The organism is Bacillus sp. FSL K6-2841 (assembly GCF_037976435.1).
GTDB lineage: Bacteria > Bacillota > Bacilli > Bacillales > Bacillaceae > Bacillus > Bacillus pumilus.
Genome location: NZ_CP150266.1, coordinates 3,123,899 through 3,136,419 on the forward strand (window position 1 = coordinate 3,123,899; position 12,521 = coordinate 3,136,419).

A 12,521-nucleotide genomic window follows, 5' to 3' on the forward strand; every position below is an offset into this window, starting at 1 on the left:
TTCAACTGTTGCTTGATAGGTGATGAATATATATTCGGCTCATTCTTGAAAAAGACCAGCACACATTTAAATGGTGAAAGATGATATTGATGTTTTCAGCGATTGAGATAAGGTTTTTAAGTCTTCTGCCGCTGCTTTCATTTCTTCATTTGCTGCCAATGATTCTTCAACAGCCGCAGACATGTACTCCGTCTCTTCTGAATTGCGTTTGGCTCCTTCTTCAATGACCCCAACCGTCTGGGATATTTCCTCTGTACTAGCTGAAATCTCCTCAGCAGTGGCTGAAAGTTCCTCTGCTTTCATCGAAATATCACGAATAGATTCCAGGATTTCATGAAAACTCTGTTCTGACAATTGCGATACTTTCACACCTTCTGCTACATCCTGCTCAACCTTTGTCATCGTATGTGATGATTTTTCAGTATCTTTGTTCACGTTCCCGAGCAATTGACTAATTTGATCTGTCAGCTGACTAGATTCTTCCGCCAGTTTCCTCACTTCATCTGCTACTACCGCAAAGCCTCTCCCATTCTCTCCCGCTCTTGACGCTTCAATAGCAGCATTTAAAGCAAGCAAATTCGTTTGATCAGCGATTGCATGGATATGACTTAACAAATCTTCAATGCCAGTAAACTGGGCTTGTACATGAGCCATTGTGGAATGGTGCTCGTTCACAGACGCTTTGATAGAGCTCATTTGTTTTACGAATTGCTGAATAAGCGCTGCACCCTCTTCAGCCTTTTCAGTCACTGAAATTGAGTGACCCGAAACATCGGATGTGTGCTCAGCTGCATTTTGCATACCAGTCGAGACTTCTTGAATGGCAGAAGCTACTTTTCCGACCGCCTCTGATTGTTCACGTGAAGCTTCACTAACCTGTTCAATCGAGCTAGATGTCTGCTCACTGGCTGATATGGTTTGATGAATCGTTTCCTCAAACTGAGCAGCAGAATCAGCTAATTGTCTTGATCCTTGTTGCACCTGTAAAATGAGCTGACGCAAATGCTTTGTCATTTGATTAAAAGCAGTACCGAGCTGCCCAATCTCATTTTTAGAGGTCACTTCAATCTCTTCAAGTGTAAGGTCACCATCTGCCATCCTTCTTGCAGCATTTGTGACAGACACAATCGGCTTTGTCATACGATAAACGAATCTTGTCCCAATCAACAAAAAGCCAACAATAATAACCGCACTAACTAGAATGAGAGTGAATAGTAATTGACTACTGTCTTGGTTGAGCTGATTGATTTTTTGGTCACGCTGCTTTAACTGGGTTTGAGCAAATTCTTTTGTAAAGGTATGTATTTCTTGTTCGATAGGTTGTAATTCTTGATTGAGGCGTGTGTTGAATTCTTTTTGATTTTGCATATTCAATGAATTAAATAGTCGGTTCGTTGAGGTGTAGTAGAGATAATTCTTTTCTGAGATTTGATCTAATAGATTTTTTGCTTGTTTGACAGTGCTCATGTTTGCAGCTTCCGTTGTTTTCTTATTAATCTCTTCATATGTTTGCTCAATTTTCTGTAAATTTTCAGCATCTTGCACGACAACATAGGTTTTGATTTGTGCTTCCTGTTTTTGCAAAAGCGCCTCTAATTCCAGTGAGATCTGATAAAGCTTCACTTCTTTATTGAGAAGCGTCTTGTAGGATTGATCTGTTTTGTAATAGATAAAGCTTGAGAATCCTAAAATACTGACAAACAATACACATATGACAATAAGCCCAAATAAAAATTGATTTTTTAGTCTCATAATTTCCTCCGAAAGTCTGAATTGAACAAAAATTAATGAATGACATACGGCCTCATACAGGCATGTATTTCATCCATCCACTTTCTATATTCAGGTATAAAATATGATGTAAGGAATGATTGGAAGTGTATTGAAGGGAATGTATAGAAAGCTAGTATATCAAAACTTAAAAAAATTTGATCAAACGAACGAATCGTTTTGGCAAAGTGCTCATTTTCTATAATTGAAAGCAGAAGGGGATGAGTTGTCTCTAAATGAAAGAAGGCATGGATCAGATCATTAAAGATCCGATCCCCTTCAGTTTTAGCAAAATCCTTCTCAATTTCATCTAAATATTTTAGACTCTCTTCTATCGTAAATAGAAGTTCATAATATGTGGTTAATAAAATATAGTCATCTGAACGATACGCCACAGATCTCACCTATTTATTTCCGTTTATCGTAGTATACGCCGTCACTTGTCATGGACTGGTACGGATTTTGATAATTCAGCTGTTTCGTTTTCTTTTTTTGAATGGCTTGAATATCCGCTTTGATTCCATTTTGGATCACAGTTAATTGCTTTGCCATCTGTTGATCTGTTTGGATAATTTCTTTGATTTTTTCTTTTTCTTGCTCTGTCAGCTCATGCTGAATCTCTCTCATTAATTCGTCTCTCTCAATTAAAAAGGCATCAAAGTCTTCAACTAAGGTGTCACTTTGCGGATTTGACGTTATTTCGGCTGCCATTTTTAATGTTTGGTCATGCAGCTGATCCACAATACTCATAGAGATCCTCCAATAGAGTGGTGGCGCCCTTTTCGATCGGTTTGAATAACTTCCTTCCACGCATCACGAAAATCAGTTACGTATTGCTCTACTTCATTCAACATCTCTTCGTCATTTTGAAGATTGGCTTCAATCAGTCTGCGATAAATGTAATCGTACATACTTGCCATACTCTTTGATACGTCATAAGAACGATTTAAGGTGACATTTAATTCTTGAATGATGTTTTGAGCCTTTTTCAGGTTCACATTTCTCGTTTCTGCATCCTCTTTTTGAATGGCATACTTCGCTAGTCTAATGAACTTTAAGCAGCCTTCATAAAGCATAAGCGTCAACTCGGCAGGTGTTGCAGTCTCAATAGAATTTTTCTGATAGGCGGCATAAGGGTTCTGAATTGCCATATGTTATAAACCTCCAATTATTGTCCAAGCAGTTGAGAAAGATAGCCAGATTGGTTGTTTAGCTTTTGAATCGCGCTATCCATGGCGTTAAACTTTTTGTAGTAACGGGCTTCAACAAGTTTCAAACGGTCTTGGAATGTATCCATTCGTTTTGTTAAAGAATCAAGGTCCTTACCCAGTCCGTATTCCTTTAATTCCATTGTTGTGCTGCCAGCCTTTGTTTGGATGCTCTTCGTGAAGGCTGATAAGGAATTTTTGACACGATGAATGATTCCTTGTTCATTATATTGCTGCTGCGCTTTGTCTTTGTCTTTAGAATCCACGTTTAATGAACCTGAGATAAACATTTGACTGATCTTCTGCGGATCTTCTTCAATGGCTTTTCTTAATTTTTCTTCATTAATTTCAAGCTTCCCGCCATCTTTATATTTATTTGAAGTGGTAATTCCGATTTGTGTGATATGAATTTTATTTGCATCACTTGTCGTAATATCAGCATAAAAATCACTTCTTATTTTAGAGGCACCACCTCGTAAAATGGAATCACTTCTCAGCAAGCCAGACTTCGCTGTCGTTTCCCATAGCTCCACTTCTTTGTCAGACATTGCTTTTTTCTCTTCTGCTGTTAAAGGATGATAGTCCCTATTTCTTTTTTCATTGACTTTGCCATTGACCTGCTCAACAAGTTCATTGTATTTATCAACAAATTGTTTAATTTTATCAAAGATTGTATCGACATCTGTTGAAACGTTTAAGCTGACAGGCTTATCTGTTGTTCCTTTTAGCTCGTACGTAATACCAGCCTGCGTGAATGTATTATTGTTATTTTCCATTTTGAGACCATTAATTTCATATTGCGCTTTCTGCCCTTGAGTGGTCGCAACTAATTTGTTATCTCCATCCACTTGGAATCCTAATTGCGTTAAAAATGATGCAGAATTGCCATCCGTAGCCTTAATACTGACACCTTCACCAGTCGTACGTGAAGTCAGAGCAATCGTATCCACGTAGTTTGTTCCATCAAAAATTTGGCCTTTATAAGCCGTGACACCTAGTTGGGAGTTGTTCAATTTTGACATGATTGAATCAAGGGTATCTGTATCAGTAGTATTAATGGTCACTGTTTTGGGTGTCGTAGAATCTGGTGTCGTCACCTCAAACGTAAATGTACCGTTTGCAGCAGTAAATCCAGATGCACCAGAAGATTTGAATACAGAAGCTGTCGCTAGTTGGGTCACATTAATCGAGCCAGAGGTAGCATTTGTTGATCCGGTTGCTGTGACAGCAGATTCGTTTGAGCTTGTGACCTTTTTTGCGCCATAAGTACTTGGATATGTTAAATTTAGTTTGGAAATGAGATCATCTAATTCTTTGACCTTTGAATTGACCTCACGATAACTGTCTCTTTGCCATTCAAGTGTTTGTTTCTGGCGTGTCATTTTATCAAGTGGTGCTTGTTCTGTTTTCATGAGTTTTGATACGATTTCATCAATATCAAATACATTCGAGAATCCCGTAATTCGATTAACCATTGTTTATGTTCTCCCTTCAATTACATTCTTTTATCTACAAATAAACCGACAATTTCTGTCATCGCCGCATAGAAATCAAGCCATTCCTTGGAAGGAATCTCTCTAATGACTTCTTCTGTTTGGTTATCTACGACTTTGACATAATATTCATTGAGTTTTTCATGTAATTCAAATTGCAGATGAAATTGCGTAGGCTCAATGAGCTTGTTTGCCCCTTGAAGCGTTTTTTCAATTTCTTCTTCTGAAACGACCTTGCCATTTGCTTGTGAGTCAGAGTTTACATTGTCATTCTGTTTATTAGAAACACGGGTTTGAAATGCATCAATAATTGGCTCTAGCGATGTCAATTTACCAACAGACATAGTTATTCAGCTCCTGTGCTTTAATCTATCTTTTATATCGGCTTTGAATTTGCAAATTAAATATAGATGGACCGATTTGTTAAAGTTTCCTATAGATCATGAACATCTGTATTGATACGCTTTCACACGGAGAAGGACAACTGAATGCGATAAAAAAATCCTCACTTTTTTTGTGAGGATAATTGAGAGAGGAGATCTAAAGATAAACTCGCAGCACGACTGTTCTCTTCTTGAATAGACAGGTACACTTCTTTCCTGTGAATATCAATGTGCTTAGGAGCTTCAATCCCGATTTTCACTTGATCACCTTCGATTGAAATAATCTTAACTTCAATATCATCGCCTATTTGAATCGACTGGTTTAATTTACGAGATAGAACTAACATGAGGATGCCACCTCTAACAAATGTTTTGTATGATAGGCTGAATCATGCAAAATCACCTGCTTGGCTTTCATGTTTTTGCGGTTCACAATAATAGGCGCTCTTAAATTGGCTGTCGTTTTTTCAATAGAAGATTCCATTGTTAAGATCACCATGACTTCCACTTCATTCGCATCTTCTACTTCTAGAATATCTACGACCGTTTGGTCTAGATCGAATTCATATTGATTGAAAAATAAAAACGGACTGCTGACAATAAAGCCTAACTCTGCGTTTTTCAATGATTGAAGAACTAAAAATGGAGACTCGTCTGATAAAGGTAAAATGACAAACTGTTTTTGATCCAGAAATCCTGGTATTCCATTAGAGAAGTTGATAATTTGCTCCTCTTTGATTGTCACTTCACCATGGTATTTTGTTTGAATGATCATAATTCACGACCTTTTTCTTTTTCTTAACTATACCTTATCACCATTTTGGCCCGTTTCGTCAACTTCTATTTTTAAATCTGGGTATTGTAACATATCGATATTGACCTTACCTGGCTGGTAGTTAACGATTGGTTTATGAGGCGTTGCCTCTATGATAGCTTTTTGAGGCTCCACATCAATTTGAAGCTCAGATGGCTGATAGTGAATTTTCACACTAAAGAATGAAGGGATCACACCAATGGTGAATTGTTTGGCTGGAGGAGCGCCATTGATTTTGGCAAACTCAGCAATTGCATTCCCACCATTCTCAATCTTGATGAGCTCACTACCTTCTTCCGCTCTTCTGCCCATTCCTTCTCCAACAGCACGTTTCCCTTCAGCTGCCCATTCCTCAGAACGTCTAAAAATCGACTTGATATCCATATCGGCAAATGCCTCGGTTTGATCTATAGTTAATTTTGACGGTGTCCTTTTGATATTCATAACAGCTTTGGGCTGCTGAATTTCAAGGTCCGCTCTGGGCTGCTCTACTTCTTGCCGGGATGGAGTTGTCGACATTTGCAGCTTTGCATAGGTTTGTTGCATTAACAATCTAGGGATTTGCATATTGGTACACCTCCATGAAGCAAAAAAGCACCCAACGGATGCTTTTTATTATCTTAAGAAATCGACTAGGGATGGCTGAATAACTTTAGCCGTCGTTGCTAAAGCTGCTCTATTCACAGTCTCTTGTTGAAGAAGATCAAGAATCGCTTTTTCACTTTCTACATCTTCATTATCGGATTTAGCATCTTTCAGCACTTGGAATTGTGAAGTCAAACGGCTGCCTACTAAGTCAACACGATTTGAACGGGCTCCTAAGTCCGAGCGCTCAGCACTCATCACTTCTTTAAACTGATCGATACTTCCTAACGCATCATCAGAATTTGCGAACGTTCCATTTTTCAATGAGTTTTCTAAATCCGTCAGCATTTCAATGACGTTTTGACCGTTGGCAGACTGTCCACCAAACGCTGAAATTGGATTTGAGTTCACATTTAAAGTGATACCATCAGAAATGTTCGACTTAACTGAATTTGCATCTGTATAGTTTTCAAAGTTAAACGTAAACGTACCATCTGCGTTCTCAACAACTGGTTTGACATTTGTATTCGTACCATTAAATACGAATTTACCTAACATCTGAGTGTTCATCGCGTCAATGATTTGTTTCTTCATTTGACCAATTTCCACTCCGATAGCTGCTAAATCTTCTGGCTGCTTTGTTCCATTAGCCGCATCAAGCACTTTATCTCGTACATTTGACATAATATCAATGATTTCAGTGACACTTGTTTCAGATGTATCAATCCAGTTCTGTGCTTCATTTAGGTTTTTTTGATATTGTTCATTTCGAAACATTGCTGTGCTATATTGAAGGCTTTTTACTGCTGCAACAGGATCATCAGACGTTTTTGTGAAACGTCTCCCTGTTTGTGCCTGCTCATTTATTTTAGAAAGTTTTTCATAACTTTTACTAATATTACGAAGTGAGTTTTGAGAAATCATACCTTGTGTGACTCGCATCAGTTATACCTACCTTCCTACGACACCCATGCCGTTTATTACTTTATCCAATATTTCATCTTGTAATGTCACAACTCTCGCAGCTGCATTATACGCATGCTGAAATTGGATCATATTCGTCATTTCTTCATCAATGGAAACAGCACTCGTGGACATTCTACGTTCATTGGCTGAATTGACAAGAGCGGCTGAACTGCTTTCTAGCGTCATGTTCTTTTTCCCTTGAATCCCCATCTCAGCAATGACATTTTGGTAGTAATCCTGGATCGTTGTTGTATTGCCACCGATTGGTAACTTTAAGTCTTGTATATTTGCTAATTTAGTAGCATTCGAACCGTCACCTTGTGTTTGATTGAGAGATGCTGCAATATTATCTGTTGATGCTAAAATGACATCACTCACTTTGATACGAGCAGCTAAGCCTTTATTCAATTCATTGTTATTCTCAATATCAAAGAAGTCTTGTCCACTTGTGCCATTTAACGTGTACCCCTGCTTATGCACATCGTTAAATGTATCCATAAATACTTGTGCTACTTCATCCAGCTCTGCAAGCATATCTGGATACATGCCTTTTTCAGCGCCATTTGACATGTAGCCATAAGCCTCAACAAGTGCTTTTACTTTACCATTCACTTGAAGCTGATCTGCTGCAATGGTTGTTGTTCCGAATTGAAGTGAGTTAACAAGTCCCGTTGTATTATCATAGGAGATTTGCAGTTCAGATTTTTCGTTCGTAATGCCATTCAAAATCGTTCCAGCAGATTGTCCATTTGCACCGATAATGTCGATGTTGACAGTTCCTTCTGCAATTTTGAGTGCATTCCCGCCAGATGGATTATAGCTCACTTTAATATCAACAAGTGAAGATAATTGATCTATCAACGCATCACGCGTATCATATAGATCATTTGGAAGATATCCGTTTGGCTCAACTGCTGCAATCTGTTTATTCACTTCATCTATTTGAGATAAAATCGTGTTCACATTTTTGGCTGTTGAATCGAGTTCTGTTTTTAAATTCTTTTGTATCGTTGTTAAAGAAGAATTAAGTAGACGGAATTGATCTACTAAAGCCTGTGCACTTGTTTTAACAACTGTACGCGCAGACGCTGTATCGGCATTTTTTGTTTCGGATAGGACCTGTAATGATTTCCAAAGGTTATCAAAGGCTCTATTTAAGCCTTCATCCGTCAAATCATTCATAACTCCCTCCATTTGTGAAAGGGCGTCAGATTTTGTTGAGTAGTAAGACAAATTATTGTTATGATCTCTGAATTGCAAATCTAAAAAGCTGTCTCGAATTCTTTCAACGGTTCCAACTTGAACACCTGTCCCCATTTGGCCATACGTCTTGCCGTCATAAACTGAAATGACTGGATAAGGATTATCTGCTTTAAAGGTAACTCTTTGTCTTGAGTAGCCATCCGTATTTGCATTGGAGACGTTGTTTGATGTGACATAAAGCCCTGCACGCTGGGCTGTGATTCCTCTTTTTGCCGTTTCTAGTCCCATGAATGTAGAACCCATTGGTATCCTCCTTGTTTACGCCTTTGAATCAAACAAAGCCCTCTGCTGTTTAGGCTTTGAACTCTCAAGACCATTTTGTCCGTAATTCATATTCTCTTTATTAGGGTTAACGAGATCGAATGTCAGTGAAATAAATTGAAGCGACTGCTGAATGAGCTGTTTGTTCAGTTCATTTACATCTTTCAGTTCCACCATGATGTCATTTAATTTGTCATATAACGAAATGAGCTCTTCTTGATCCGAACCTTCAGCCTTTTCGATACACGCGGTGATGGTTGGCGGTTCATCACTTTGTAAAAATTGAACTGTCGCTTCAATTCGTTTTTCTTCTAATTGAGAAATGGCCTGAATATATTTTTGTTCTAAATTCAGAACCTCTGAAAGAGCATCAATCTCATTGCTTTTCAGCATTTCTGTTTTATCCTTCGACAGCTTCAAAAGCTGTTCATGCAATCCATAGAGACGATGCAGCTCTTCAATGATTATTTTAACTGACATTCACGCTACTCCCTTTTGTTATTGTTGTTTATAAAAATTCAGCATTTTATCAGCAATGCCCTTTGTATCTACTTGATATGTTCCGGCTTCAATGCTTTTTTTAATTTGGTCTATTTTATCTTGGCGTTCTTTCATGATATTCGGCACCTTTTGCATTTCGATTGCCTTTTTAGAAATTTCGACTTTATCAGTTGATTTTGCTTGATTTGATTGCAACGTTTCTTTCTCATATGTTTTCTTGTAAGGATTTACTGGCTGTGTTCCATATCGATTAATTTTCACGGGATTCCTCTCGCTTTCCGTTACAGTCTGTCTTGATTCTATCCATTTTATCGACCAAACTGCAACTTAGTTTAGGGAATCAATCGTTTTTAGGATTAATGGCATAATAGGTGTCTTTTTTCCTAGATTCAATCTCCCTTTTACGCTCTTCTTCTTGGTTCATTTGACTCATTTGCGAATGAATGTCCTGTTCACATTGGCTGCAGAGCTTGTTTTTTCTGATCGGTTGGCCACATCTTTCACAAGGATAGTTGATATTCGGAAATTGGCTAATTTGAAGTCTTTTCAAACGGATAAATTTCAAGATTAATTCTTCATCAACTTCTGTTGCATCTACTATTTCAGCAATGGTTGATTGTCTATTACTTTGCTTTCGCAAGAATTTATAAACGATATCAAAAGAACGTTCTTCTTCTTCAAAGCATTTGTTACAAACCGTTTGGATGGTCGTTTTTAAAAACAGCTGATTACATTGTGGACAGTTTGCCAATTGATTCATAACCAAAACCCCTTACGTTATTTTCTCTTCTTATTATCGGTTAATTATCCTGAATTTTAACTACGGATCAACGTAAATGAGGAAACACTTTTGGCACCTGCTTCTTTTAAAATTCTCGCCGCATCATAAATGGTGGCCCCTGTTGTATAAATATCGTCAATTAAGATAACATCCCTTTGAACGATCACATCTGTCTGATTGATTTGAAACATTCCTTTTTGATCTAAACGTTCATTTTTCTTTTTCTTGGACTGTTTGCTTTGATGTATTTTCACAAGAGGCTGCTGGATCGGCTGACCAATCAAGGAAGCAAGTATAACGGACTGATTAAACCCTCTTTCATTTAGTCTTTCTTTACTTAAAGGAATCGGGATTAGTACAGGTTCTTTAATTGAAAAGGAACGCTTAAATATCGCTTGGACATCTTGTTTAAAAAGCTCAGCTAATGCTGTATCACCTCGAAATTTAAAGCGGGAAAGGACATCTTTCATCAAATCGTTGTAAGCATAGACAGACCTATTTTTCACAAGTACTGTAGTAGAATCAAGGCGTTCTTTCCACCTGGAACAGTCTTGACATAATTGATCATTCGACTGCGCTCTCCCACAGGCTGGACAAATCGGGCGTTGAATTTTTTCTAGGCGATGCTTACATGCTATACATAGACGATCATCATTTAATAGAAGTAATGATTTCCATGTAAAAGAAGCGACAAAATGCCCCTCACAAATTAGGCAGATCAATTGTTATCCTTATTCATTGGCAGACGATGTTCGCATCTTGGAAATGTGGAGACCTTTGAAGCGGCTTCTGTCAGGATGACCAGCATGGCCGTATTCTTCTGTTTGTCTACCATCTCCGATTTACTGTAAGATATTTTATCGATGTCTGTTATATATTGAGGTTTCACTTGATTCAGTGAAATCGCTAATACATCTTCTATACACTTTTCACAGTGACAAATCATGTTTAATTGGTTGAGATATTGATAGAGGATTTCCTTGAGAAGTGTTTCTTTTGCATTGAGTAGCATAATTGTCTCTCCTGCCATTTGTGTATTGTGAATATAAATGTACCATGAAATTTAGTTGAACCCACATTATTTTTCAGAGAACTCTTTTTCAGCTGTATCATTCATTTTTACAATATGCTTCTTTGCTTGTTTCATATTTCTCGTTAAACCAAAATGAAAAAAGAAAACATCTCCTTTAAAAAAATCAGGATGTCTACCTGCTCTACCAGAAATCTGAACAAGTGCACTTTCTGTAAAGATAGTAGATTCTGCACCTAGTACCCCCACTTGTACATTTGGAATCGTTACGCCTCTTTCTAGAATTGTGGTTGTAACTAGTACATCGTATTTATCATCTCTGAATTGCTGGACCTTTTGTTTCCTGTCTGGATCTTCAGCAGACACCCCTTCTACATTTAAGTGATGCTTTCTAAGAACCTTCGTTACCTTCTTCATAGTAGAAATAGAAGGAACAAAAAATAAAGTCCTTCTCTTTTTTGTAATATGATTCTGCATCCAATTCATTACTTTAGATGGGAGCTGATTCTTCTTTAATTTCTTCTTCCAATTTCCAACCCAATGAAAGGATGGGACGGGTAAAGGTTGTTGGTGAAAGCGCAGAGGAATTTTAATGGCTTCTAGTTGTCCACGAAATACATCTTTTATCATTTTCTTAGACGGCGTCGCACTTAAATAAACCCTAACCCCTTTCTTTCTCATTGCCTTTAAAACAGCAAATTGGAGACGTTCATCAATTGAATAAGGAAAGGCGTCCACTTCATCAATAATGAGCACATCAAATGCATGTTTATATCTCATCAACTGGTGAGTTGTAGCAATGACTAGCGGTGCTATTTGGAACCTTTGAGGACTTCCTCCATAAAGAACAGCTATGTTCAGTCCTTGAAATGCTTTCTTAAGCCGCGGCTCTAGTTCAAGGACAACATCAGTTCTAGGTGTCGCAATGCAGACACTCATTCCTTGATGTAAGGCATATTCTATTCCGTGAAAAAGCACCTCTGTTTTCCCTGCCCCGCAAACTGCCCAGATGAGTAAATCAGATTTGCTTTTTATCGCTTTGATCAATTTTTCTGATGCTCTTTTTTGTCCTTTAGACAGGTTTCCCTGCCATGTTAATTCCGTGTGACATGGTTCTTCCCTTTGTGGACCCGTCCATTCATAAAGAAAGCCACATTCCTTTGTTTTCCCCATCATGATGCATGATCTACAGTACACACAATCTTTTTGACACTTGTCACACGGAGAGTGGGCAAAGTACCAATTTTTTGATACACCACATCTGCAGCAAATTAGACCATTTGCTTTCCTCTCAATAGCAGGTGTTCGCATAACTAACCCTTTCTCCTCCAACCAATTCAAATCAGACTGCGAGCATCTTGTTTCAGCAGTAAGCAAGTGGCGTGACTGCAGGTGCTGCCCTAGTTCCATTGCTTTGTCCATGTTCAATTTCAACAAACACCTTTCAACTGATGTTTGCCTATTAT

The 12,521-nt window shown here is 38.0% G+C and carries 17 protein-coding genes; all 17 read right to left on the minus strand.

The window, feature by feature from the left end; genetic code table 11:
• Window positions 1-66: 66 nt before the first annotated feature.
• The 17 genes from MHH68_RS16040 to MHH68_RS16120 all read right to left on the minus strand — a co-directional run bounded on the left by MHH68_RS16040 (window position 67) and on the right by MHH68_RS16120 (window position 12,483).
• Window positions 67-1,752, minus strand: coding sequence for a methyl-accepting chemotaxis protein (locus MHH68_RS16040; RefSeq protein WP_339164060.1), 1,686 nt, complete (start codon window positions 1,750-1,752; stop codon window positions 67-69).
• A 32-nt stretch (window positions 1,753-1,784) separates the two neighbouring features.
• On the minus strand, window positions 1,785-2,165 hold the full coding sequence (locus tag MHH68_RS16045) for a hypothetical protein (protein WP_058013569.1): 381 nt from the start codon (window positions 2,163-2,165) through the stop codon (window positions 1,785-1,787).
• A 13-nt stretch (window positions 2,166-2,178) separates the two neighbouring features.
• Window positions 2,179-2,520 carry a flagella biosynthesis regulatory protein FliT gene (gene fliT / locus MHH68_RS16050; protein ID WP_339164063.1) on the minus strand — a complete coding sequence of 114 codons (342 nt, stop codon included), beginning with the start codon at window positions 2,518-2,520 and terminating at the stop codon, window positions 2,179-2,181.
• Window positions 2,517-2,921, minus strand: a complete 405-nt coding sequence (gene fliS, locus MHH68_RS16055) for a flagellar export chaperone FliS (RefSeq protein WP_058013567.1) — start codon at window positions 2,919-2,921, stop codon at window positions 2,517-2,519. The genes fliT and fliS overlap by 4 nt, the downstream gene beginning before the upstream one ends.
• Window positions 2,922-2,938: 17 nt before the next feature.
• A complete protein-coding gene (locus tag MHH68_RS16060) occupies window positions 2,939-4,453 on the minus strand; it encodes a flagellar hook-associated protein 2 (protein ID WP_339164066.1) in 1,515 nt (504 codons plus the stop codon).
• 20 nt (window positions 4,454-4,473) lie between these two features.
• Window positions 4,474-4,815 (minus strand): flagellar protein FlaG, encoded by a 342-nt coding sequence (gene flaG / locus MHH68_RS16065; RefSeq protein ID WP_339164068.1) that lies wholly within the window; start codon window positions 4,813-4,815, stop codon window positions 4,474-4,476.
• A 161-nt stretch (window positions 4,816-4,976) separates the two neighbouring features.
• Window positions 4,977-5,201 carry a carbon storage regulator CsrA gene (gene csrA / locus MHH68_RS16070; protein WP_058013564.1) on the minus strand — a complete coding sequence of 75 codons (225 nt, stop codon included), beginning with the start codon at window positions 5,199-5,201 and terminating at the stop codon, window positions 4,977-4,979.
• Window positions 5,195-5,629, minus strand: coding sequence for a flagellar assembly protein FliW (fliW, locus tag MHH68_RS16075; RefSeq protein ID WP_339164071.1), 435 nt, complete (start codon window positions 5,627-5,629; stop codon window positions 5,195-5,197). The genes csrA and fliW overlap by 7 nt, the downstream gene beginning before the upstream one ends.
• A 27-nt stretch (window positions 5,630-5,656) precedes the next feature.
• Entirely contained in the window at window positions 5,657-6,235 is a 579-nt protein-coding gene (locus tag MHH68_RS16080; RefSeq protein ID WP_012011425.1) for a DUF6470 family protein, read from the minus strand.
• Between the two features lie 48 nt (window positions 6,236-6,283).
• Entirely contained in the window at window positions 6,284-7,195 is a 912-nt protein-coding gene (gene flgL, locus MHH68_RS16085; RefSeq protein ID WP_339164074.1) for a flagellar hook-associated protein FlgL, read from the minus strand.
• A gap of 9 nt (window positions 7,196-7,204) precedes the next feature.
• Window positions 7,205-8,725 (minus strand): flagellar hook-associated protein FlgK, encoded by a 1,521-nt coding sequence (gene flgK, locus MHH68_RS16090; protein ID WP_339164077.1) that lies wholly within the window; start codon window positions 8,723-8,725, stop codon window positions 7,205-7,207.
• Window positions 8,726-8,740: 15 nt separating this feature from the next.
• Window positions 8,741-9,223 carry a flagellar protein FlgN gene (locus MHH68_RS16095; RefSeq protein ID WP_034660146.1) on the minus strand — a complete coding sequence of 161 codons (483 nt, stop codon included), beginning with the start codon at window positions 9,221-9,223 and terminating at the stop codon, window positions 8,741-8,743.
• Between the two features lie 18 nt (window positions 9,224-9,241).
• Complete coding sequence (gene flgM / locus MHH68_RS16100; protein WP_339164079.1) at window positions 9,242-9,505, minus strand: flagellar biosynthesis anti-sigma factor FlgM; 264 nt, start codon at window positions 9,503-9,505, stop codon at window positions 9,242-9,244.
• Window positions 9,506-9,584: 79 nt separating this feature from the next.
• A complete protein-coding gene (locus MHH68_RS16105; protein ID WP_034660147.1) occupies window positions 9,585-10,004 on the minus strand; it encodes a TIGR03826 family flagellar region protein in 420 nt (139 codons plus the stop codon).
• A 56-nt stretch (window positions 10,005-10,060) separates the two neighbouring features.
• Window positions 10,061-10,747 (minus strand): ComF family protein, encoded by a 687-nt coding sequence (locus MHH68_RS16110; protein ID WP_186306801.1) that lies wholly within the window; start codon window positions 10,745-10,747, stop codon window positions 10,061-10,063.
• Window positions 10,744-11,037: a competence protein ComFB gene (locus MHH68_RS16115; protein WP_061409760.1), complete on the minus strand. Its 294-nt coding sequence runs from the start codon at window positions 11,035-11,037 to the stop codon at window positions 10,744-10,746. Before MHH68_RS16115 ends, MHH68_RS16110 begins: the two co-directional genes overlap by 4 nt.
• Before the next feature lie 66 nt (window positions 11,038-11,103).
• On the minus strand, window positions 11,104-12,483 hold the full coding sequence (locus MHH68_RS16120; RefSeq protein WP_339164086.1) for a DEAD/DEAH box helicase: 1,380 nt from the start codon (window positions 12,481-12,483) through the stop codon (window positions 11,104-11,106).
• Window positions 12,484-12,521: the final 38 nt, after the last annotated feature.